Origin of the sequence: Gorillibacterium terrae (assembly GCF_051594785.1) — a bacterium.
Classification (GTDB): Bacteria; Bacillota; Bacilli; order Paenibacillales; family NBRC-103111; genus Gorillibacterium.
Genome location: NZ_JBPPGI010000002.1, coordinates 118,047 through 140,799, shown reverse-complemented (window position 1 = coordinate 140,799; position 22,753 = coordinate 118,047). Strand labels below are relative to the sequence as shown.

Genomic DNA, 22,753 nt, shown 5'->3' with positions numbered 1-22,753 from the left:
ATAAGGAGAGTGTGGGAAATGAGCACAGCCCCCAAACCCAAACGCAGCCCGTACCGGAATCCGGACGGCTACAGCCCGAAGGACAAGCCCTTGATCGTCTCCATGGCGGAAAAGGCGGCAAGCGCACTGCCGAAGGAAAGCTTCGTGCAACAGGTAAATCAATGGACCTCCATCGTCGACCGGGCCGAGACGAGGATCGTCGGCATTGCCGTGCCGGCCAGCTTTGAAAGCCGCGGGTACGGCTATATCGGAGAGCACAGCCATTCCGTCAGCACCTTCAACGACGCCTTTTTTGCCCGAAAGCTCATCGAGGAAGGCGAGATTGCCCTGCTCGCGCGAGCGATCGGCATAGAACTGGCCGATGCGGACATTGTCAGCGCCCGTTACGACGTGGAAGGCGACGGCAATTACAGGATGATTGTGGGCCTCGCGCTGGACCGCCCGATTCAACTGCCGGAAGCGCTGCCGGAAAACACGGCCACCCTGACGGTTCCCGCCAGCCGGTATGCGAAGCTGCTGATCAACGAGCAGCGCCGCGAGGACCGGGCCGGGTACGACGAGCGGATGAAGGCCGACGAATATTTTATCGCCGGATTCCGGCAGGAAACCCCCTACGTCTACGACAACCGGAGCTTTCCCCTGAACATGTACGACGCGGCCGGCGACATGCTGACCAAATACGAGCCGGTCAAGATTCCGGCGAGCGAAGCCGAGCGCCATGATTCGATCCGCTTCCGGGTCGTCGTCCTTCCCGAGATGAAGATCGCCTGCAGCATGACTCCGCCCGATTCCGAGGAATTCGTCATCGCCAAGTATTTCGAGATCGAGCCGCAGGTGCTGGCCTGCGAAGCCGCCCGGTACTACATAAACGACTATTACGGCTTTCCGACCGATGCGGGGGAAGGCAAAATCAACAGCTTCTTCGGCACGCGCGTCAGCACCTTCGACGAGCTGCCCGACGGTGTGGAGAAGGTCACCCTTCCGGGCGGCTTGTATGTCCACGTGACCCAATTGGAGGTCAACGGCGATAATCCCGCCATGCCCTACGACGTGGCATTCAACCACCTGGATGCGCTGTTCCTCCAGGAGCATCCGAATTACGAGCGGGATTGGAGCCGCCATGTGATCGCACGCTTCCGCCAAGCGAACTGCGCCTCGGTGTTCGTTCCGCTCTCGCGGAAAAACAGTCCGACGCTCTGATTACGAGGCGCAACTGCATCCGCTGAAGCAGAATGGAATGAAGGTCGTCGAGGTCTTCGAAAATGCCGTTTTTCCCGGGAGTGCGGAGGAGGCTCCCGCCACGTTCACCGGCTGTAAAATGATGATAACCCGGCCGGAATGAGGCACGCTCGCCGAAAACGAGTCGACTTCGCCCAAGGAGAGGCGTTCCCCTATCGCAATCGTAAAAAACCGGACGAAGCGGCTGCAAGCGCTCTTGAACGAACTTCTTGGAGCTGACCGTGATCGAATCGCCGGATTTGTAAACCGAGCGGCTGGACATAACCGTCATAGAAACCGACATTCTGTTCGGTTTCTATACGGTAGAACAGCTCACCATGGTCTGCCGTTGGAAGCGGTGAATCTGGCTCGCCACGGCCGAACGACGGTCTATGATAAACAAGACGAGCGAGCCCTGAGGGGTCTCGCTCGTCTTGTTCGTTCAACGGGGTTCAGCTCAGCGTGCCGAGCGCTTCCCGCCCGAAGGGCTGCAGCTCCTCCAGCCGGCCGTCGCGGACCTTGGCCGCCCAAGCCGGATCGCTCAGCAGGGCGCGGCCGACGGCAACCAGATCGAATTCGCCGCGCTCCAGCCGCTCGACCAGTTGGCCCATGCCGGCAGGCTGGCCGCCTTTGCCTTCGGCAAACAGCGCGGTGAAGTCGGAGTCGAGGCCAACGGAGCCGACCGTGATGGCCGGCTTGCCGGTCAGCTTGCGCGTCCAGCCGGCCAGGTTCAGCTCCGAGCCGACGAACTCCGGCTCCCAGAAGCGGCGCGTCGAGGCGTGGAAGATGTCGACGCCGGCGGCGGACAGCGGCGCAAGGAAGCGCTCCAGCTCTTCCGGCGTCGAGGCAAGTTTGGCGCCGTAATCGACCGGCTTCCACTGCGAGAAGCGGAAGAGGATCGGGAAATCGGGGCCGACCGCGGCCCGCACCGCCTCGATCACTTCGACGGCAAACCGGGAGCGGCCGACCAGATCGCCGCCGTATTCGTCCGTGCGCTTGTTGGTCGCCTCCCAGAAGAACTGGTCGATCAGGTAGCCGTGGGCGCCGTGAATTTCCACCGCATCGAAGCCGACGCGTTTGGCGTTCGCCGCCGCTTCGGCATACGCCTCCACCAGCTCGCGGATTTCCGCGACGGTGAGGGGTTCGGATACCGGCTCGCCCGTCAGGCCGAGTCCGGACGGACCGACCGGGGCGGCATCCGACTCGGGGAATTTGCTCCGTTCGCGGGCGGTGCCGGTATGCCAGATTTGCGGAGCGATCTTGCCGCCCGCCTCATGCACCTCGCGGACAACGCGGGCCCAGCCCTCTACGGCTTCGTCGCCGTAGATATGCGGCACATTGCGGTCGGCTTCCGACGCGGGATGCCGGATCACGGTTCCCTCGGTGATGATGAGGCCGACTCCGTTCTCCGCCCTTCGGCGGTAATAGGCGGCCACATCCGGCCCGGGCACTCCTTGGGGCGAGAACCCCCGGGTCATGGGCGCCATGACGATCCGGTTCTCAAGCTTCAGCCCGCCGCCTTCAAACGGTTTGAACAAGGCGGCGGTGGACGGAGACAACGACATCGGAATCGCTCCTTTTTAATGAGGATGGGATAGCTCGCGGTTGCACCTGGTGATTGGTTCCAGTATACCAAAAGCCCCGCTCCCGGGAAAACGGTCCGCAGGCTCACCGGCTCGGCTGGCGTTTTTCCGCCGCCAACCTTCGTCATTCTCTTCTCCACTGTCGGCGGGCCTTGGCGGCCGTGCACCGTTTCCGTTCCGCTTTCCCGATTCTTCCAGACATGCTACACTTCGGGAGACGGGAATTCCTACACTCGAAAGGAAGTCGGTCCCTTTGCTAACCGTTTTCTTTGTCGTTCTCCTCGTGTTCATTTTGCTGGGCGTATTCAAAAAAGATGCGCGAAGCGGTACCCGGCCGCCCCGGCGCGACGATCCGAGAAGCGATTATTCCTCCGGGTTCATCGACCCCCTTCTTCCCGGTCAGGCAATGGATGGCCATTCCCGCCACCCCCTGCCGCCGGATGACGGCTGCCGGAACGACAGTTCCGATTACGGGAGCAGCGACTATGACACAAGCGACTCCAGCGGCAGCGATTTTGGCAGCGACTGCGGCGGAGGCGGAGATTCAGGCGGTGGAGACTCGGGAGGCGGCGGCGGAGACTGACCACGGTTCCGCTTGAACCGAACGTCTTGCGGAAAACCCCAGCGGACGCCTTGCGATAGCCCGAAGCCTTTTCCCATCCGGCAGCCGATTCCATCACGACCAAAAAGCGAACCGAACCCTTCCGGGCCGTCGGTTCGCTTTTTGGGTTCCGGAGCGGGTCTACTCCACTACGCTATAGCGAAAGCATGAAAAATCCGCCACACCGCCCGTCTGGCGGGTGGAATAAAGAAACAGTCCGAACCGGGCGCCGGTGAAATGGTCCATTTTCCACACCAGGCGGTGAGTGATTCCGAGCTTCTTCCAGTCGTCTCCGTCCCGATAGAAGAACTCGCATTCGTCGGTGTTGTCGACGAAATTGCCGGAGGCCTTCAGCGTAACGGTCTCGCCGTCCAGCGGAATTCTCGCAAATTCCGTCCCGGGATCGGCGTCCACCAGATTGCCGAAGATCGAAAGGTCCTCCGTCGGCCGGGCCCGCATCGTCAGGTACAAGCGCCCTTCTTCCCGGGTAACGGCGATCATGCCATAGGTGCTGAGCAGCAGGCACAGCCCGGCGTAATCCCCGTCGTTCAATCCGCTTCCGTCCAGCGTCACCGCTGCCTCGCTGGCAGGTCCCATGGTCCGCTGGGTGAGCGTATTCCCCGCATAGAGCAGATTCGGGCTGAGCTTCCCGGACCGGATGCGGTACGTCCCCGGCTTCTCGGTGACCGACCACAGCGCCGAGTCCGGTGTGTGGTTCCACTGCCAGAAATCCTTCAACCGGATTTGCCCCCGCTCATCGGGCCCATAAAGAAAATCGTCGTCTCCGACCAAGGGACGGTAGGCATAGCCCGGCCGCGTGCTCGGAATCTCGATCTCCTTCGGTGCTTCGGAGGCGAAGACGGGGAAGCCGTTCTCCCAAGTGAGCGGCACCACCACCGGGATGCGCCCGACCGCTCCGTGATCCTGGAACAGAATGGCGTACCAGTCTCCATCCGGCGTATCGACGATCCCGCCCTGCGCAACGCCGGCGCGGAAATACCCCATATCGTCGCGGAAGACTTCTCCGCCTTTGAATTCCCCTTCCAGAGATTCCGACGCAAAGCAGGCCTGGGTGCGGATGCCGTTCGAAGCTTCTCCGATATGGATGAAGAAGGCGTAATAGACGCCGCCGATTTTGTACAGGTGAGCCCCTTCGTAGCCCAGGGCAAAACGGCCGGTTTCCCGGACGATGACCCGTTCGAGCCCGCCCGGCTTCGGCCCGGACAAATCGTCCGCAAGCTCAATCAACCGGATTTCCGTATTGCCGTACATCAGGTAGATGCGGCCGTCATCGTCGAACAGCAGCGAGGGGTCGTGATAGAAGCCCTCGATCGTCCGTTTGGTCCACGGTCCTTCGATCTCCTGAGCCGTATACAGGTAGGTTTTATGGGTATCGTTGGCGACGAAGACGACATAGAACGTCCCCTCATGGTACCGGAGCGAGGCGGCCCACATGCCTTTTCCATAGATCTGCCGCCCGTCCTCAAGACACTGAGCCGGCGTATCGTCCAGGGTGTCGTACACATGGGTCGCCACCTCCCAATGAATCAGGTCGTACGACCGCAAAATCACGCAGCCCGGCATGAAATGCATGGTGGTGCTGACCATGTAATACGTGTCCTCCACCCGGATCGCGTCCACATCCGGATAGTCCGCCCAAAGAATCGGATTTCGAGCCATTTTCCCTGTCCTCCCTTTCTGCTATCATGAGACTGTCTGCCGTTCCCGATTTGATGATTTCGACGAGAACCGATGGACCGGTCGCACGCCCTTCGCCAATGGGGAGCCGGTTTTTCTTCCCGATTTTCCTATAAAAGGATAAAGTCTTGGCTTGTTTCTTGACCGCAACGCCTATACACGAGAATTTGACCGATTGTTTTCTGGAGGATACCGATGACGAAAATCTACTATGTAGGCTACGATACCGCGCATAAGGGCGATTTTGTATACGATATCCCGGAAGGGCAGGACTTCTGGCTGCTGCTGCTCATTCGGACCCCGGCTGAGTTCTGGGTCGACGGCGAGATGCGGGAATACCCGGCCGACTGCGCCGTTCTGTATCCGCCCCGCCGCAAGATTCTGTACCGCGCCTGCGCGGACACATACGTAAACGACTGGGTGCGGTTCGACCCGGACGACGCGTTCGTGACCGCCGCCCCCGTGCCGTTCGGGGAGCCTTTTGCTCTGCCCGATCCCGGCTACGTTCACCGGTTGTTTCAACTGCTGGCGGCGGAAAATTTTTTTGGCGGCGATTACCGGGAGCTGTCCATCGAGTACCTGTTCAAACTTCTGTTCAACAAGCTGCTGGAAGCGACCCACCATCCCCAGAACCAGCCCCACCGCCAGCGGCTTCTGAGCTTGCGTCAGGCGATCCACAACAACCCCGGCCATCCCTGGACCGTCTCGGCCATGGCCGACTCGCTCCACCTGAGCTCCGGTTATCTGCAAGCGCTGTACAAATCCTCCTTCGGCGTCTCCTGCATGGAGGACGTGATCGAATGCCGGATTCGGCTCGCCAAGGAGAAGCTGATCCACAGCCCGCACCGGATTGCCGAGATCGCCGAGCTGTGCGGCTATGCGAGCTTCGAGCATTTCAGCCGGCAGTTTCGCCAGGTCACCGGATTCACGCCGCGCGATTTCCGGCAATCGGTCTCCGCCAGACCGGCGGAAGAATAACCGAGCTAGAGCAAAACCCTCCCACGGGGAAGGGTTTGCACGATCCTTTCCTATTCCAGGCCAAACGACAGCAGACTCGCGCGGCTGGGTCCAGAATAGCGGAAATACAGCGCCTGAACGCCGTCGGGAATCGCGATATCCGCCGAAAACGTCTTCCATTCGTTGGTGGCCTGCACCGGGATGCGGCCGAGCGGCTCTCCGTCCCAGGCGGTCAAGACCTCAACCGTTCCGCCGCCTCCGCGCGTCTCGATCGACACCCGTTTGACGCCCCGGCAGTCGAAGTATTTATAGCCCGCGGTCGCTCCGTCCCTTAGGTTGGCGACATAGCCCGGCTCCTTGTCGCCGTCTTTGCCGTCCTGCGTGATCTTGGGAAACCGGCAGTCCATCCAGTCCCCCGGGCCCGCCGTATAGGCTTCCTCGGTCTTGGCGAACAGGTTGCAGGCGATATGCGCCGGATAGTTCCCCGATCCGGCCAGAGGTCCGCCGTTCGGCCCGCAGGAAGTCATCTCCGCTTGCGGGATCGACCCGTCTTCCTTCAACTCGACCGGCTCCAGGCAGCCCTGCCGGCTGTAATTGGTTCCGTTCGTGTGCCGGTGATAGAACACATACCACTGACCCGCAATCTCCACCAGGCTGCCGTGGTTGTTCCCGCCATAGAACATGGGCCGCTCCGCCGGTTTGTAGGAGGCGATGTGGGAATCGTTGTTGCTGACCAGCGTCCCCCGGAAAACAAACCCCTTCGTCGGATGCTCGCTGGTCGCGTAGCAGAGCTCGTGGTAGAGAATGGACGAATATATCAGATAGTAGGTAGTCCCGCTCTTGCGAATGGAGGCCGCTTCGAAGAATTCATGGCCCTCGAAGCTGGTCCCTTTGCCGTGGAGCTTGCTCGGCGCTACCGTGACGGGGGCCTCCTTGACCGTCAGCATGTCCGGCTCCAGTACGGTGGCCATCGGCCCCGTCCGCGTCGCATCCTCCGGCATGCAGAAGCCGGTATACAGGTACACGCGGTCCCCTTCGGTCAGCACGCCGGGATCGAACTGCGGCTGATCGCCGTCCCGGTCGCCGAGCAGCGTGCCGTCGGGGTAATGCACCTTCCCAAGGAAGCGGAATTTTCCCGCCGGCGAATCGCAGACGGCGACGGACACGACATGCTGCCGGTTCAGCACATAGTACAGATAATAGCGTCCGTCCGGACCCTGGGTGACGTCCGGCGCATACAGACACATTTCCCCGTCCGCGTTGTCGGGATCGTCGGTCTTCTCATAGAGAATGCCTTCGTAGCGCCAATCGGTTAAGTCATCGACCGAAGCCGACCAGCCTACATAATCGTTCAAGCAGTAAGCGTGGCCGTTGAACCGGTCGTGCGAGCCGTAGACATACACCCGATCGCCAAATACATGCGGTTCGCCGTCTGGGATATACTCCCAGGAAGGCAGATATGGATTGAATCCTTGCTTCATCGTATCGATCTCCGTTTCTGTTGAATAAGGGTCAGCCGGCTCTTGCGTCCGCCGGCCCAAGTCTCCCGAGGATGATCATACCCCGGACCAGACGGCGGGACAATGATGGATACGGACCGGAATTTGATCGATTCTCTCCTGCTCCTTGCCCCCCTCATCCGCCGATCGGGGAGTAGCGCACCGCCGACCGGTAAGCGAGCGGGGTCATTCCCTTATGCCGCTTGAACAGCTTGCCGAAATAAGGGGCGCTCAAGCCGCCGACCTCCTGCGCGATCCGCTCCACCGGCTTGTCCGTGCTTCCGAGCAGCACGCAAGCCTCGCGGATTCGCCTCGCCGCGATGTGATCGGACAAGGCCACGCCGGTATACTGTTTGAACAGGTGGGACACGTAGTACGAAGAGAGGTGAAGGTCTCCGGCCAGCTCCTCCAGACGAAACGGATTCCGGAAATGGCCCTCGATCCAATCCAGAATCGCTTCGATGTGCGCGGCCGGCTTGACGGCCCCGCCCTCCGCCGGAAGCTTCTCCAAGGCGGGAACCGTGAGCTGGAGCAGCCGGAAGAGCGCGAGCAGGAACAGAATCCGGGCTTCCTCCGGCTCCTCTTCCGCCGAAGCGACCGACTCCGCATGGCTTTCGATCAGTCCGGCGAACAGCTCCTGCCGGAATGGAAATTTGGGTGTCGGCAGCGTTCCCTTCACCAGATACCGGAGGAACGCCCGAAGCTGCGGATACGGCTCCAGGTAAGGCTCGAGGATGCGCGGATCGAAGGTCAGGTTGGTTCGGACGTAGCGGGCGTCGCTTCGGTACGGGACTTCTACCTTGTGCAGTTGGTAGGGCTGGAAGCAGAACAGCGCTCCTGCTTCCAGCGGATAGGACCGGCCCTCGACCTCGACCGTTCCCACTCCCTCATGGATGAACAGCAATTCAAGACCTTGATGGGCATGAAACTTCAGCCAGCTTCGCTCGCTCCACTCCTGCCGATAAGCGAGAAAAAACCGGCCGTTCTCCGGCGTGATATGCTCGATAAAGGATGGCAAGCCCTCCACTCTCCATTCGCAAGAACCGCAAATTAGTTACAGTTTAACACATCCCAGGGCGGCCGGGTCCGGCTATAATGAGGGCAGTCAACCCCATCCCGATCAAATGGAGGATTCTCTCATGTGGGCTCAAGCCATTGAAGACGCGCTCCGCGTAATGTCCGGCAACATCGACCGCTTCGGCGGCCAATTTCCCCTGACCAGCACCCAAGGCGACCGGGTCTACCAACTGACCGACAACACCGATAACTGGACCCAAGGCTTCTGGACGGGCATGCTCTGGTTATCTTATGAATACTCAGGCGACCCCCGGTTCCGGGAGGCCGCCCTCGCGGCCCTCGACAGCTTCCGCCGGCGGCTGGACCGACGGGAGGGCCTGGAGCATCACGATATCGGCTTCCTGTATTCCCTCTCCACGAAGGCTCATTGGCTCATCGACCGGGACGAGAATTCCCGTCTCCGGACGCTTGAAGCGGCGGATGTGCTGATGGAGCGGTGGCGGGAGCTTCCCGGCTTCCTCCAGGCTTGGGGCCCGAAGGACGATCCCGAGAACGGCGGCCGGATCATCATCGACTGCCTGATGAACCTGCCACTTCTCCACTGGGCCGCCGGGCAGACCGGCCACGAGCTCTACCGACAGGCTGCACGGCGGCATACCGAGCTGAGCCGCCGGTTCCTGGTCCGCGGAGACGCTTCCTCGTACCACACCTTCTATTTCGACCGGACGACGGGCGAGGCCGTCCGGGGCGGAACCCATCAAGGCAGCCAGGACGGCTCGACCTGGACCCGGGGCCAAGCCTGGGGTATCTATGGCTTCGCCTTGGCGTACCGCTATCTGGGCGATCCGGAGTGGCTGGACACCTCCAAACGGCTGGCTCGGTATTTTGCCGACCGGCTGCCCGAGGATCAAGTCGTTTACTGGGACTTCGACGTGCCCCAGGTGCCGGAGACGAAGCGCGACAGCTCCGCCGCCGCCATTGCCGCATCCGGCATGCTGGAGCTCGCCAGCCTGCTCCCGGAGGAGGACGCCGACCGGGAATGGCTCGCGGGCACGGCCGAACGGATCGTGCAGGGACTCGTCGAGCATTATTCGACCCGGGGCGAACCCGATGCCCAGGGCCTGCTGAACCGCGGTTCGTACGCGGTCCGGCTCGGTATCTCGCCCGACGATTACGTCATCTGGGGCGATTACTTCTACCTGGAAGCGCTGATGCGGCTGGAGCGGGGAGTCCCCGGGTACTGGTACGAACGGTAACGGCTCGACACCCGGTGTCTGCCATCGGGCGACTGATATCCACAATGGGCGTTCCGGCGTCCGACGTCCGGTGATTGGCAGAGCTCTTCGAAGCCAGCCGACGCCTCTGCGCGTTCCCGAATAAGAGAAAACGCCGCTGCATCCGCAACTTTTCGGGCGGATGCAGCGGCGTTTTTCGATTTCGCTCCGCTGCCCTTTCTTGCGAGCTTGCGGAAGCTTGCCGGCGGCTATCCCCATACGGGACACCACCGCATTTCTCAACCCAAGCAGGAATAGACAAGGTTCCGCAGACGCGGATGCACGTAAGGCTCCTGGTTGTTCAACAGATGCTGGGCGTACATGACGGTCAGCTCGGAATCCGGGTCCACAATCGCCAGGCAGCCGGCGGCGCCGCTCCAGCCGAATTCGCCGAGCGGGCTCAGCGATCCGCTTACCGCCGGGGCGACGTGGGTGCGGACGCCGAGGCCGTACCCGTAGCCGGCTAGCTGCGACCAGGCGTAATCGCCGCGCATGCCGTCGGTCAGGTGGTCCGTCCGCATCAGGTCCACCGTCGCGGGGGCGAGAATCCGCACACCGTCCGGACTCGTTCCCCGGTTCGTCAGCGCGTTCAGGAACCGGCTGTAGTCGCTCACGGTCGACAGGAGTCCGGCTCCGCCGCTCTCATAGGCCGTACCGAGCCGGAAGCCGTTCCCGTCCTTGCGGACCGGCTTGCCCAGCTCGTCGTTGAACTCGTACTGCGGAGCCAAGCGGCAGAGCTGCTCGTCCGTCAGGTCGAAGCCGGTATCCCGCATTCCGAGCGGTCCGGTAATCTCCTCGCGGACGTACGTGCCGAAGCTCCGGCCGTCCACCGTTTCGACCAGTGCCGCCAGAATATCGTGGCACAGGCTGTACGCCCAATGGGTGCCGGGCTCGAACAGCAGCGGCTCCTTGGCGAACACGGCGGCGAATTCCCGGGTCGGCACCCGGCCGCCGGTCCGTTCGGCGAGCTCGCGGATGGCGGGTGTGCCGAAATCGTAGGAGAAGCCGGCCGACATCGTGAACAGATCGCGCACCCGAATGGGGCGCTGCGCCCTCTCGAGGACGACCTCCCCGTCCGGCAGGGTCTTCCGCACGTTCATCTCCGCATAGTCCGGCAGGTAGTCCGCCAGCGGGTCGTTCAGCAGCATCGCCCCTTTTTCCACGAGCTGGAGCGCTGCCGTGCAGGTCATCATCTTCGTCAGCGAATAAAGGTGAATGATCGGGTCGCCTTCGATCGGCGTCTTCTTCTCCACATCGGCGTAGCCGTTGCGGTAACGGAACACCGTCTCGTTGCGGTGCAGGACCTGCACCTCCGCCCACGGAATCCGCCAAGCGGTAATGTGATCGATAAACCGAGCCAGCGGTTTGAAATCCATGAATCTCCGTCCTTCGTTGTGTGAGTCAGTCGTACTCCACGACCGCCATTTGGTGACATTCCAGCTTGGGTATGGTATACGAGACGGTTCCGTCTTCGAACCGGTAGGGCAGCGGGGTCATCTGGGGAGCCAGGTACACCCGCTTCACGGGCCGGTTCGTGCGAAGCGCCACCTCGATCCCGTACAGCGGCACGATATCCTCGATCACCTCGACGCCCGTTCCCCGCCGAACCGGGGAGGCGTACAGCAAGTGATTGACCAGCCGCTTCTCGTCCTTCTGCTCCTGCAGCGTGGCTACGCCCTGCGCCGGAAGATTGGTTCTCAGCGTCTTGTCCGGAAGCAGGCGGTTCAGCGCGAAATGGACCGCTTCCTTCAGGATCAGGCTGCCCTTGGTCGCGTAATCCTCGAACACATTCCAAGCGATGTAGATCCCGTTCTCGCTCTCCACCATGCCCGGACCTCCGTCCGCATACGAGCAGGGCGTATGCTGATGCGAGCAAAAGGCGAGCGCGTCGCGGTTGAAGTACGGGTCTTCGCGGCGTCCCAGCTCGGTTCCTCCGGCCAGCTCGATCTTTTGTCCCTGCGAGTAGAAGACGAAAGCCGCTTCTCCAAGGTTCTCCGGCTTGAACAGCGGCCGGAAGTAATCGGGCCGGTACGGATTCACGCCCGCATAGGCGACTCCCAAGTCCAGCGCGAACCCGCTGCCTTCCGGATCGAGTCCCGACCAGCCGGTGGCGAGCAGCTTGCCGCCCTGCCGGAGGAAGCCGTCCAGCTTCGCCTTCAGCCGGGTGTCGACCGCCACGTAGTCCGGCAGCACAATCACCCGATAGGCGGTGAAATCATGCTCCTTGTCGATGACATCGAACAGAAACTTGCCTTCGAGCAGCATCCGGCCCGCTCCGGCATCCGACTCCGCCGCGCGTCCCGGCTCCGCTTGGGCCTGGGGGTGCAGGCCGGTCGCTTCCACGGACAGCAGCGCCACGTCCGCGACATTCGACGCCTTCATGCACCAGGCTTCCTTGCTCTCGACCTCGCGGTAAGCCTCGCCGATCAGCCGGTACGTCGCCTCGTCCATATGGCCGTCGGGGTGGAGCTGATCGCCGATCGAGCAGCGGGCGCCGTTCGCGAGGCTGAGCGCCGTTTCATAGCGGAGCGCGTTCGGGTGCTTGAAACCGCCGAATTCCCCCCAGGCGGTATGGAACTTGCCGGTCATGCCGAGAAAATCGAGCCCGAGCGTCTGAACGTACCGCGCCGACAGCGGAAAATGGTCGTAGCCCCAGCCGCCGGTCGGCAGCGATTCCAGCTCTAAGTGGGTGTTCATGAACGCCAGATCGCGGCGTCCCCGCCGGATGTGCCCGCCGTTATGGAAGATCGGCAGTCCCGGCTTGACGGCTTCCACCGTCTCCTTCACCCGGGCCGTATAGGTGGCGTAAGTCTTCTCCCAGAGCTTACGCATTACTTCTTCATCGCGCGGGTCGTTTCCTTCCCGGCGGATGCTCTCCAGACAAGTATGGCAGTAGCATTTTCGCACGCCGACGATATCCAGGAACAGACCGTCCGCGTCGTAGCGGGATAAGGCCTCCCGGATTTGGGCCAGCAGGAGGTCCAGATAGGGGGAGTTCATGCAGAATTGGTGGTAGCCGGGCTCCAGGAAGCTTTTGACCCAGTTTGTCTGGTCGTGGATATCGCGAATCAGCCATTCCGGATGCTCGCGGGCTGTCCGCTCATCCAGACCGGCCGACAGGTAGACCGGCGTGTTCACCCCAATCTCATGGGCTGCCTCGATCATGGCCCCGAGCAGATCGAAGCCGAGCCCCGGGTGAATCTTATTGGCTTCCGTGGGGTGATAAGCCCAGCCGTGATGGCATTTGGAGAAAAGCGTAATGGAATCCACATGGCCCAGCTTCAGCATCTCCTGAAACTGCCGCTTGTCGAACCGGGTCCCGATCGGCGCAATCGCCTCGGAGGTATGATAATCCAGATGAACCTGACGGAATCGCATGCTGTCGCATCCCTTCTACTATCGGATACCTCCACTATAGGCCGAACAGTCTGCACCGGCTAGGTTCAACGTCGACTTTTTATCGCACAATTTCTACCTTCCGGCTCCTGAGCCATGATACAATGGAAGCGATTACCCAAGAAAAGAGGCGACCCCGTGAACTGCCTGGAGCTCACCATACCACCTCTGCCGCAGCTGGTGACCATCGGCCATTCCTTCTGGAAGCCGGGGCAGCAGCATTTTCGCCGCTCGTTCAATGTCTACGACCTCGTCTTCGTCTTAAGCGGCGCTTTGTATATGACGGAGGACGGCATCCCCTACGCCATCAAAGAGGGCTCGATGCTGGTGCTGGAGCCGAACCGGACCCATTACGGCCACCGGCCCTGCGAGGAAACGACCGAAATCTACTGGATTCATCTCGTCCATCCGGCCCCCGTCCGCACGATGGACAGCGAGGACATTCCCTGGTCCGTCCCGTTCGCCAAGGGAACGAATCTCGACGAAGCTCCGCACGCGCAGGCGATGTACCTGCCCAAATGCGCCGGCCTGCCGATCGCCGACATTCGGCCGTACCTGGAGCGGATGTTGGAGCTGCACGAAACCCTGTCCCCCGCCGCCTCCCTGCCGCTTCAAGCGCAGCTTGCCGGCCTGCTAACGGAGCTGCAGGCGTCGGTACGGACGCGGCATGCTTCCCGCTCCCGGCTGCTCTGCGACCAGGTGATCGCTTACCTCCAGCAGAACCTGACCCGCCCCTTCGATGCGAAGGGGATGGAGCAGGCGCTGCATTTCCACTTCGATTACCTGGCCCGCTGCCTGAAGCGGCATACGGGCATGAGCCCTCTGCAATACCTGCACGACCTGCAAATCAAGAAAGCCAAGTCCCTGCTGGAAAACACGAGCTTGTCCGTCTCCGAGATCGGCGGGCAGGTCGGGATCGAGAACGCCAATTACTTCATCCGCCTGTTCCGAACGCAGGTCGGCCTCACGCCCAGGCAGTACCGGACTGCGCGGATGGGCGGCAGCGAGGAACCCGCGAACGTTGGCCAACCTTCGCACCAAAGTCCGAACCGGACGTAATCGCATCGAGCGCAAGCACTGTGTATGAACGCGGTTTGTCCGTTTCCCGATTCAGGATAGCATCGAGCCCCTCGTCCGGCGCGGTCCCATTCCGCAAGCGGCAGACTGAACCGCTCCACGATAAAAACCGGCAGGGACGCCCCTGCCGGTTTTTCCTCGGGTAACGGAACTTCGAATAAGAGAAAGCCTGCTCAGAAATCCCCGCCTTCTCCCGAGTCTCCCCGCTTATGCCGCTCCCGGTATTCCGTCGGCGAGCAGCCGTACCGCATTCGGAACTGCCGCGCATAGTAGTTCTGGTCGCGGAATCCGCTCTCTTGGGCCACCTGCAGCACCGACAACTGTTCGTTCCGCAGCAAGGCGCAGGAATGCTCCAGCCGCCGCCGGATGACGTAGTCCATGGGAGTCGTCTGGAAGTTGCGGGCGAATTCGCGGAGGAACTGCCTTTTGGACAAATACGCCCGGTCCGCCAGCTCCTGCAGCGTCAGCGGCTGCGTGAAATGCTCCTCCAGGTACGAGATCGATTCGGCGATCCGCAGCGCCCGGTTCTCCGAGAAGCCGGAATTCTGGACATAACAGCGGGACAGCAGGCCGACGAGCGCAGTGAAATAGGACCGGATCATCAGCCGATAGCCGTCCGATTTGCGCACATACTCCTCCAAAAGGGTGTCCAGCAGAGCGGTGACGCTTGCGAGCTGCTCTCCGTCGAGGGAGAGCATGCCCTTGAAGTTCATTTCCTTCCGATAAAAAGGCTCGAAATAGAACAACGCCTGGAAACCGGGCAGCAGCTTCAATTCCGGCAGTTGCACGATCTGGTCCGGGTGGAACATGACGTTAACGTACTGAATCCGGTCGACGTTCTTGTAACCGTGGGAGACGTTGCCGTGGATGAAAAACACCTGTCCCGCTGAGATCGGGTACTCCCTTCCTTCGATGATATGCACGGCACTGCCGTCCAGAATGACAACGAGCTCGGAATAGTCGTGGCTGTGAACGCTGAACGCTTCGGTGAGCGGGCATTTTTCGATATTGAAGATAAAATCCGGCTCCAACCCCAGGTCGCGGTAAGTGCTTATACGATTCATGACTCTATTATGCTAACGAAGGTCGCTATCGTCAAGGCGGCCCTTCCCGGGATGCAGTAACATGGGGGTGTGAAGTTCGAACCCCACCAGGAGGTGACGTATGCACCGCTATCACTATCGCGCTCAGTCCCGCCCGGACGCCGATCCGGAAGCCTTCTTCCGCGCCGGTCTGCCCGCTCTCGAAGCACGGATGGAGCGGCAGGGCGCCCGGCAGCTCAGCTTGTTCCGATCTGGCGCTATGCTGTTCCTCTATTATGAAAGCGGACCCGATCCCGTGGAGCCTCAAGCCCTGTTCCCCGATGCGGCAGAGGTGTTGGAGGATTGGCCGGGGGAGGACAGCCTCCGCTGCTGGGCGCCGATGACGGATATCTTTCACTACCAACAGCCGGTCGACGAATCGCATTGGCGACGCACGAACCCGGAGGCCCGGCCTTACGCCCGGCTTGCCCGGCTCGATCCGGAGCTGATCTCGAGCTATATTTTCTACCATTATCAGTACCAGGAGGAGCGACCCGGCGACGGCGACAAATACGGCGTGATCGCCCTTCACGAGAACCTGATGTTCTTTTATTCAGAGAGTCCCGCCACCGTCGAACCGGCTCCGTACGCCGGCAAGCTCTCCACGGCCAACACGCCGTCCGATTGGATGGGAACGCTGAATTCCCACTTCCTCCTGTGGGAGGGACAGACGGGCTCCGCCCGATTCTGGCTGGAGATTCCCCTGCTTATCCGGGCTTGACGGCTCCGACTGCGAGCCACCATGTAGAAAAAAAGGAGCGAGCCAAATGGTCAGCGCGCATTGCTTAAACGGCGAATGGCAGTTCATGCCCTTGTACGAGGGCGCAGCAGATTTCGGGCTTCCCGCCGAGCTTGTCTATGAAGAGCAGCCCGTCCGGGTCCCTTCCAGCTGGAGAGGCGCCTATGAACGGCCGAACGGCCGAATGTTCGGCGTCATCCCCGAGCATGACTATGCCCCTTATGAGGTGTTCGGTTACCCGAAGGAATGGGCGAAGGCGGACGCGGGCGTTCTCCATCGCACCTTCACGCTGCCCGAATCCATGACGGAGCCGGGCCTGCGGATCTTCTTGCGGCTGGACGGCATCATGCAAAAGGCGGCCGTCTACCTCGACGGCCGCCGGATCGCCCTGTGGGAGGACGGCTACCTGCCGCTTCGGGTCGAGGTGACGGACTTCGTCAAGCCGGGGTCCGAGCACGACCTGCATGTCGTCTGCGGGAGCTTCGAGAAGGTAACGATCCCGTCCGGGCAGACGAAAATCACCGCCCTCGCCGGTTCCTGGTTCGGCGCCTTGGCGAGAGGCCTCTGGCAGGATGTCTATCTGGAGAGCCTTCCCGCCGTCTCGCTCGCGGATATCGCCATCCGCACCTCCGTCCGGGAGGGCCTCTTGGAAGTCGGCGCTTGCGCGGATCATCCCCGCGCCGCCTCTCTGGGACCGTCGTATCGGGCCGTCTTGGCGGTGCGGGAAGCCGACCGGCCGGACTCCTCTCCCCTGCTTCGGGCGGAGGCCCCGGTCGAAGGCTCCGCGGACGGCGGACGGATGAGCCGTCTGTCCTTCCGGCTCGCATGGAAGAATGCGACGCACTGGAATCCGGATCGGCCGTTCCTGTACGAACTGGACCTGACCCTGCTGGAAGGCGACCGGGTCGTAGACCGCCGCCGGGAGCGGTTCGGCTTCCGCGAGGTGTGGACCGAAGGCCCGCGCTTCGTGCTGAACGGCACGCCCCTCAACCTGCGCGGCGATTCCTGGCACTTCCAGGGCGCGCTTCAACAGAACCCGGACTACGTCCGCACTTGGTACCGAATGTGCAAGGAAGCGGGCGTCAACTGCATCCGGCTGCACGCCGAACCGCATCCCACCTACTACCTGGACATCGCCGACGAGGAAGGGATGCTGATCGTCGACGAGACGGCCATCTACGGCTCCGGCAAGTCCATGCAGGCGGATCACCCCGCCTATCTCGAGAACTGCCGCGCCCACTGCCGCAGGCTGGTGGAGCGCGACCGGAATCACCCGTCGGTCATCCTGTGGAGCGTGCAGAACGAAATGCGCTGGGTGGACGGCCGCGACGGGTTCAAGCTTCATATTCCCGCCCTGATGGACATCATGGGAGAGCTGGACCCCACCCGCCCCCTGATTGCGGAAGGCGATAACCGGCTGCTGGCCAAGGAGCACACCGAGGTGGAAAGCCGCCACTACAACATCGACGGCACCATCGCGCAGTGGGACCGCCAGGTGCCGCTTGTCTTCGGCGAGCACGGCGGTTGGTGGTACATCTGCCCCCAGAACAGCAGCATGTACGTCGGGCTCGATGCCTACCGGAACACGGACGAGTGCGGCAAGGGCCTTGCCGAGAAAGAGCGGCTGTTCGTCGAATATGCCCGCCGCCAAGGCGTCTCCGGCATCTCCACCTTTAACTTCGCCCACTACTTTCTCCGAGCCATGCCGGACCGGGATATTCCGTTGCCGCCGGTCGCCCTGGATACGCCGGGACCGAAACCGAAGCTCGTTCCGCGCTATTCGCTCACGCTGAACAACGGCCTGCTGCCGGAAGGCTACCCGGCTTACCGGAAGAATCCGGCGTTCGATATCCTGGCGGCCGCCTTCAAGCCCGCTACGCTGATCCCGGCGGAGTATAACCGCTCGTTCTTCGACGACGCGCCGATCTCGCGGAGCCTCGACGTTTACAACGACACGCTGCACGCCCGCCGCGTCCGCGTGGAATGCGTCATCCGGCAGGAGGGCCGGACGGTGCATCGGGAGACGTTCCATTTCCCGCAGGAGCCGGCCGACCGTCAAACGGTGACGACGGTTTGGACGCCCGAGCCGGTGGCGGAGACGGCGGCGCTTCACCTGCAGGCCGTCCTCTACCACGACGACGAGCCAGTGCATGAGCTGAACCGGACGTATAAGCTGTATCCTTCCCGCTTGAAGATCGAGCCCGTCGCGATGGGACGGCCGGCCGCCTATGTCGGCGGCGACCGCGATTATGCCCCTATCGCCGCACTGGTTCCCGGCTGCAAGCGGATTGCCGTCGGGGACATCGGATCGCTCGCGCCGGATCATCTGCTGGTAGCCGGCAGCAAGCTGGAGGATGCCGACGGGCAGCTGGAGCGGGAGCTCCAGGCCTTCGTCGCCCGGGGCGGCCGCCTGCTGCTCCTGGAGCAGCTCCATGTCTCGCTCGGCCGGCTGGCGATTTCCCGGCAGGACTTCCTTCGGGCGCATGGCGGAAGCTATGAGCATCCCGTCCTCCGCGGCCTCGGCAGCGAGGACCTGATGTTCTGGCACGAGGAGCTGCGGGAGGAAGGCCCGCTGCCGATCACCCATGCGGCGTTCGAGAAGCCGGTGAAGGGCGACTTCACCCTGATCCTGGAATGCAGCGCAGGCGACTTCGGCGACGGCGGCGATCTGTGGTCGCCGCTGCTGGAATACCGCAGCGGCAAGGGAGGCTTCCTCGCCAACCAGCTCGAGCTGATGGACAACATCCATCGCGTGCCGCAGGCCCTCCTGCTGCTCCGGAACCTGTTGGCCTACGCCGGAGAGGCCCGGACGGATCACGTCCGCACGGCAGCCCTCGTGCAGCCCGGCAGCCGCGCCGAGGCCTTCTTGAACGCATTGGACTTGTCCTTCGATCTCCTGCCGGACGCCGTGACCGTAACCCGGCCGCTGGACGGCTGGGGGGTAATCGTCGCCGAGCCCCGGCTGCTGCTCGACCCCGCCGCGGCCGAGGCGCTCAAGGACTACGCCCGCCGCGGCGGAACCGTCGTTCTGCTCCCGGCCGAGCCCGGGCAGGAGGCCGCGCTGTCTGCGCTGCTCGCGCGGCCCGTCGCCATCCGGGAACACGAGACTTATCACCTCGAAGCCGCCGGCTCGCCATCCGCAGTCCGGGGCTTCAGCCCGGTGGACCTGTTCGGCTTCGACAAGGTGTTCCTGTCGCCGCGCGAGGTGGTCAACCGGCCGCTGGCGCTGCACAGCCTGACGGCGGAGGACACGCAAGCCCTGTGCGTCAGCGTGGAAGGCACCGCCTGGAAGGATTATTTCATCGGTCCATACACGGACGAATACAGCCGGGTGGCGCTGGTGGAGATGAACCGGGACAAGGCCGGTCCGGCAGAGCCCTTCGTTCTTCAGGCCGATGCGGGCTCGGGGCGGATTCTCCTCTCCCAGCTCCTGCCCGAGCCGGAGAGCGACAAGGCCGTCCGCCTGTATACCCGGTTGCTGGCGAATCTGGGCGCTTCCTTCGCCGACGGGCTGTTGGCCTCCGCCAAGGGAGACGCCGAATGGGCCGTGGAGACGGTGATGGCCCTCCCCTGCCGTCCCCATCTCGATTACAACGAGATGAAGGCTTATTACACCGATCCCGAATTCTCGCTCAACAACCTCGGCGAAGGGCTCTACGGGTGGATGCAGAAGAAGGAGCGCAGCCGGACCGACGGCAGCTTCCGCGTCCGGGACGCAAAGGGCGATCCCTGGTTCCTGAGCTGCTTCGTTCACCAGCTCGACCCGTCCGGGCGCACCCGCGAAGGACGGCTGCAGGTGAACACCGCCTGCGATTGCGACATTTACCTCAACGGCAGCCGGGTCGCCGATCCCGAGCGGCACATCGTCCTGCAACCCGGAATGAACCGGCTAATCGCCATCGTGCAGAGCCCGCAGGACGAATTCCGCATCGGGCTGATCTTTAAGAACCCGGACGGCTCGTACATGCGCCATCTTCAATACCGATTGACCCTGGACGAAGTCGAGCCCAAGTGATCCGCAGTCCCATTTCCCCGAATACTAAAATCGATACAGAACGGAGCGTGGAGGCAACATGAATCAGAATCCCGACAATTCGAACGCAGAGCAAGCTTCGATTCCCCAACCGAACGCGACCGGGTCCACCCTGCCAACGGACGGCGACCGCGCCCGGGAGCTTGAGCAGTATTTCATGTTCCGCGACGAGGTCAAGGAAATCGAGTTCAAGCGGCACGATACCCCAACACCTTGGATGAACTACTTGTCCAACGGCACCTTCCACACCATGCTGTCCCAGGCGGGCGGCGGGCTCGCTTTCTACAAATCGCCGCAGATCTGGCGGATCACCCGCTATCGCTTCTTCCACCTGCCGACGGACCGGTCCGGCCCTTATCTCTATCTGCAAGAGGAAGGGGCAACGGACAGCTGGTGTCCCACCTACGAGCCGGCCTTCGCCAAGCCGGAGGAATGGAAGAGCGCCCACGGCCTGGGGTACACCCGGTTCGAGGCCAAGAAGAACGGCATCGGCGCGAAGACCGTCTACTTCGTCGGTCCCTATGAAAATTCGCTGATCTGGAACCTGACGCTGACCAATCACGGCACAGAGGCCAAAACCCTGAACGTCTATGCCTATGTGGAATTCAGCATGATGGAGTTCATGCGCGAGCTGCAGTGGCAGTGCTACAACAAGCATCAGGTGTCGGTGAGCTATCACGAGTCGGGCGCCCTCGTGTACAAGTACGGCGTGGAAAACCAGCCCAAGCCGGACGAAACCCCGCTGGTCTATTTCGCCTCGGATGCGCCGCTCCATTCCTACGACGGCGACCGGGATGAATTCATCGGCAGCTACCGCAGCGAATCCAACCCCGCCGCCATCGAGCGCGGAGGCTGCACCGGCTCCACCCTGCTCGGCGGCGACCCCTGCGGCGCGCTCCAGTTCAAGGTCACCCTCCAGCCCGGCGAGACCCGCACGCTGAACGTATTCCTGGGAACGGCCATGACCGAAGCCGAGGTCGAACAGGCGATCCTCCGCTCCCGGGAGCCGGACTTCGTCCCCCGCTCCTTCCGGGCGCTGCGGGAGAACTGGACGAATTACCTGGGCGGCTTCGAGTGCGACGTTCCCGACGAGGATACCCGGCGGATGGTGAACATCTGGAATCCGTACCAGGCGGAGCGCAATTTCCTGTTCTCCCGCAACATCTCCTTCTACGCCACGGGAACCTTCCGCGGCGTCGGCTACCGGGACACGTCCCAGGATATCCTCGCCGTGGTTCCCTTCGATCCGGAGGCGGCCAAGGACAAGGTTCGTCTGCTCCTCGGCCAGCAGTACCGGGACGGGCACGTCAACCATTATTTCTTCCCGACGGAAGGCTGGGACCCGGTTACCAGCATCCATTCCGACGATCACCTCTGGACGGCGCTGGCCGTCTGGGATATCGTGGCGGAGACCGGTGACGCCTCCTTCCTGCAGGAGACGGTTCCCTTCTATGACGGCGGCGAAGGGTCCCTCTATGAGCATCTGAGCCGGGCTATCGACTTTACGGTCTCCAAGCTGGGGCCGAACGGCTTTCCGCTCATGCTCCGCTCCGACTGGAACGACCAGCTGTTCCGCGTCTGCCGCCAGGGCAAGGGCGAAAGCATCTGGACGGCCATGCAGTTCGGCACCGTCCTGCTGAAGATGAAGGACCTGGCCTCGCTCGCCGGGCGCCCCGAGCAGATCGAATTCTTCGACCGGCTCTACCGGGAGCAGCGGGAGCTGGTCAACGGCAAGGGCTGGGACGGCGAATGGTTCCGCCGCGCCGTCATGGACGACGGCCGCTTCCTCGGGACGAAGGAGCAAGACGAGGCGCAGATTTGGCTGAACGCCCAGACGTGGGCCACCCTGTCGGGCATGGCCGATCCCGACAAAGCCGTCCAGGCGATGGACAGCGTGCAGAGGCTCCTGGACACGGAGCTCGGCATCAAGAAACTGCATCCGTCGATCGTGTCCTTCCCCGACCCGGCCGACCCGCTCACCAACTACAACAAAGGCACCGGAGAGAACGGGGCCGTCTTCTGCCACGCCAACACATGGGCCATCATCGCCGAGTGCCTGCTCGGCCGGGGCGACCGGGCCTACAAATACTACCGGCAGCTGATCCCCCGCGTGGCGATGGAAAAGGCCGGCATCTGGCGCTACAAAGCGGAGCCGTTCGTCTACGCCTCCAACTTGTTCGGGCCGGAGTCCGACAAATTCGGCCTGGCCAACGTCTCCTGGCTGTCGGGGACGGCGGCCTGGATGTATGTCGCCGCCACCCAGTACATCATGGGGATCAAGCCGGTGCTCACCGGGCTGTCCATCGACCCGTGCATTCCCGCGGAATGGGAAGGCTTCTCCGCCAAACGTCGCTTCCGCGGCTGCCTCTACGATATTCATGTAAAGAATGCCGGCGGCGTCTGCAAGGGCGTCAAGGAAATCCGCGTCGACGGCGAGCGGATCGAGGGAACCGTGGTTCCCGCTTACCCGGACCGGGCCGAAGTGCGCGTGGACGTCATCCTGTAAGTGTTTCCGTATGAAACGATAAGGCTGCCTTCTGACTGGTCCCTAAGGATCGGGCGGAGGCAGCCTTTTATTA

The 22,753-nt window shown here is 62.4% G+C and carries 15 protein-coding genes; 8 read left to right on the top strand and 7 right to left on the bottom strand.

Annotated elements, in window-relative coordinates; genetic code table 11:
• The first annotated feature begins 18 nt into the window (after window positions 1–18).
• Entirely contained in the window at window positions 19–1,200 is a 1,182-nt protein-coding gene (locus ACSEXS_RS10775; protein WP_438433233.1) for a GyrI-like domain-containing protein, read from the top strand.
• A gap of 470 nt (window positions 1,201–1,670) precedes the next feature.
• Here ACSEXS_RS10775 and ACSEXS_RS10770 read toward each other — a convergent pair whose 3' ends face one another.
• Complete coding sequence (locus ACSEXS_RS10770) at window positions 1,671–2,783, bottom strand: NADH:flavin oxidoreductase (protein WP_438433232.1); 1,113 nt, start codon at window positions 2,781–2,783, stop codon at window positions 1,671–1,673.
• 271 nt (window positions 2,784–3,054) lie between these two features.
• Between ACSEXS_RS10770 and ACSEXS_RS10765 the strand changes: the two genes are divergently transcribed.
• Complete coding sequence (locus ACSEXS_RS10765) at window positions 3,055–3,384, top strand: hypothetical protein (protein WP_438433231.1); 330 nt, start codon at window positions 3,055–3,057, stop codon at window positions 3,382–3,384.
• Between the two features lie 159 nt (window positions 3,385–3,543).
• On the opposite strand, the gene ACSEXS_RS10760 is transcribed toward ACSEXS_RS10765, so the two are convergent.
• Window positions 3,544–5,082 carry a glycoside hydrolase family 43 protein gene (locus tag ACSEXS_RS10760; RefSeq protein ID WP_438433230.1) on the bottom strand — a complete coding sequence of 513 codons (1,539 nt, stop codon included), beginning with the start codon at window positions 5,080–5,082 and terminating at the stop codon, window positions 3,544–3,546.
• Window positions 5,083–5,295: 213 nt separating this feature from the next.
• Between ACSEXS_RS10760 and ACSEXS_RS10755 the strand changes: the two genes are divergently transcribed.
• Complete coding sequence (locus tag ACSEXS_RS10755; RefSeq protein WP_438433229.1) at window positions 5,296–6,078, top strand: helix-turn-helix transcriptional regulator; 783 nt, start codon at window positions 5,296–5,298, stop codon at window positions 6,076–6,078.
• A 50-nt stretch (window positions 6,079–6,128) separates the two neighbouring features.
• Here ACSEXS_RS10755 and ACSEXS_RS10750 read toward each other — a convergent pair whose 3' ends face one another.
• On the bottom strand, window positions 6,129–7,538 hold the full coding sequence (locus tag ACSEXS_RS10750) for a family 43 glycosylhydrolase (protein ID WP_438433228.1): 1,410 nt from the start codon (window positions 7,536–7,538) through the stop codon (window positions 6,129–6,131).
• Between the two features lie 154 nt (window positions 7,539–7,692).
• A complete protein-coding gene (locus tag ACSEXS_RS10745) occupies window positions 7,693–8,574 on the bottom strand; it encodes a helix-turn-helix domain-containing protein (protein ID WP_438433227.1) in 882 nt (293 codons plus the stop codon).
• 121 nt (window positions 8,575–8,695) lie between these two features.
• On the opposite strand from ACSEXS_RS10745, the gene ACSEXS_RS10740 reads away from it, so the two are divergent.
• Complete coding sequence (locus ACSEXS_RS10740) at window positions 8,696–9,829, top strand: glycoside hydrolase family 88 protein (protein ID WP_438433226.1); 1,134 nt, start codon at window positions 8,696–8,698, stop codon at window positions 9,827–9,829.
• A 257-nt stretch (window positions 9,830–10,086) separates the two neighbouring features.
• On the opposite strand, the gene ACSEXS_RS10735 is transcribed toward ACSEXS_RS10740, so the two are convergent.
• Both ACSEXS_RS10735 and ACSEXS_RS10730 read right to left on the bottom strand, forming a co-directional pair.
• Window positions 10,087–11,223 carry a serine hydrolase domain-containing protein gene (locus ACSEXS_RS10735; RefSeq protein ID WP_438433225.1) on the bottom strand — a complete coding sequence of 379 codons (1,137 nt, stop codon included), beginning with the start codon at window positions 11,221–11,223 and terminating at the stop codon, window positions 10,087–10,089.
• A gap of 25 nt (window positions 11,224–11,248) precedes the next feature.
• Complete coding sequence (locus ACSEXS_RS10730) at window positions 11,249–13,225, bottom strand: alpha-amylase family protein (RefSeq protein WP_438433224.1); 1,977 nt, start codon at window positions 13,223–13,225, stop codon at window positions 11,249–11,251.
• 156 nt (window positions 13,226–13,381) lie between these two features.
• On the opposite strand from ACSEXS_RS10730, the gene ACSEXS_RS10725 reads away from it, so the two are divergent.
• Window positions 13,382–14,302, top strand: coding sequence for a helix-turn-helix domain-containing protein (locus ACSEXS_RS10725; protein WP_438433223.1), 921 nt, complete (start codon window positions 13,382–13,384; stop codon window positions 14,300–14,302).
• Window positions 14,303–14,493: 191 nt separating this feature from the next.
• Here the strand turns inward: ACSEXS_RS10725 and ACSEXS_RS10720 are convergent, their stop codons facing one another.
• Window positions 14,494–15,384 (bottom strand): helix-turn-helix domain-containing protein, encoded by an 891-nt coding sequence (locus ACSEXS_RS10720; protein WP_438433222.1) that lies wholly within the window; start codon window positions 15,382–15,384, stop codon window positions 14,494–14,496.
• A gap of 100 nt (window positions 15,385–15,484) precedes the next feature.
• Between ACSEXS_RS10720 and ACSEXS_RS10715 the strand changes: the two genes are divergently transcribed.
• The 3 genes from ACSEXS_RS10715 to ACSEXS_RS10705 are packed head-to-tail and all read left to right on the top strand — an operon-like array spanning window position 15,485 to window position 22,680.
• A complete protein-coding gene (locus ACSEXS_RS10715) occupies window positions 15,485–16,123 on the top strand; it encodes a hypothetical protein (protein WP_438433221.1) in 639 nt (212 codons plus the stop codon).
• A gap of 46 nt (window positions 16,124–16,169) precedes the next feature.
• Window positions 16,170–20,156, top strand: coding sequence for a glycoside hydrolase family 2 TIM barrel-domain containing protein (locus tag ACSEXS_RS10710; RefSeq protein ID WP_438433220.1), 3,987 nt, complete (start codon window positions 16,170–16,172; stop codon window positions 20,154–20,156).
• Window positions 20,157–20,214: 58 nt separating this feature from the next.
• Window positions 20,215–22,680 carry a GH36-type glycosyl hydrolase domain-containing protein gene (locus tag ACSEXS_RS10705; protein WP_438433219.1) on the top strand — a complete coding sequence of 822 codons (2,466 nt, stop codon included), beginning with the start codon at window positions 20,215–20,217 and terminating at the stop codon, window positions 22,678–22,680.
• Window positions 22,681–22,753 lie beyond the last annotated feature (73 nt).

Bases quoted from the DNA above. Each gene is read 5' to 3' on its own strand.
- ACSEXS_RS10760 (WP_438433230.1), bottom strand. From the start codon at position 5,082: ATGGCTCGAAATCCGATTCTTTGGGCGGACTATCCGGATGTGGACGCG.
- ACSEXS_RS10735 (WP_438433225.1), bottom strand. From the start codon at position 11,223: ATGGATTTCAAACCGCTGGCTCGGTTTATCGATCACATTACCGCTTGG.
- ACSEXS_RS10720 (WP_438433222.1), bottom strand. From the start codon at position 15,384: ATGAATCGTATAAGCACTTACCGCGACCTGGGGTTGGAGCCGGATTTT.
- ACSEXS_RS10715 (WP_438433221.1), top strand. From the start codon at position 15,485: ATGCACCGCTATCACTATCGCGCTCAGTCCCGCCCGGACGCCGATCCG.
- ACSEXS_RS10740 (WP_438433226.1), top strand. From the start codon at position 8,696: ATGTGGGCTCAAGCCATTGAAGACGCGCTCCGCGTAATGTCCGGCAAC.
- ACSEXS_RS10730 (WP_438433224.1), bottom strand. From the start codon at position 13,225: ATGCGATTCCGTCAGGTTCATCTGGATTATCATACCTCCGAGGCGATT.
- ACSEXS_RS10710 (WP_438433220.1), top strand. From the start codon at position 16,170: ATGGTCAGCGCGCATTGCTTAAACGGCGAATGGCAGTTCATGCCCTTG.
- ACSEXS_RS10755 (WP_438433229.1), top strand. From the start codon at position 5,296: ATGACGAAAATCTACTATGTAGGCTACGATACCGCGCATAAGGGCGAT.
- ACSEXS_RS10770 (WP_438433232.1), bottom strand. From the start codon at position 2,783: ATGTCGTTGTCTCCGTCCACCGCCGCCTTGTTCAAACCGTTTGAAGGC.
- ACSEXS_RS10775 (WP_438433233.1), top strand. From the start codon at position 19: ATGAGCACAGCCCCCAAACCCAAACGCAGCCCGTACCGGAATCCGGAC.
- ACSEXS_RS10750 (WP_438433228.1), bottom strand. From the start codon at position 7,538: ATGAAGCAAGGATTCAATCCATATCTGCCTTCCTGGGAGTATATCCCA.
- ACSEXS_RS10705 (WP_438433219.1), top strand. From the start codon at position 20,215: ATGAATCAGAATCCCGACAATTCGAACGCAGAGCAAGCTTCGATTCCC.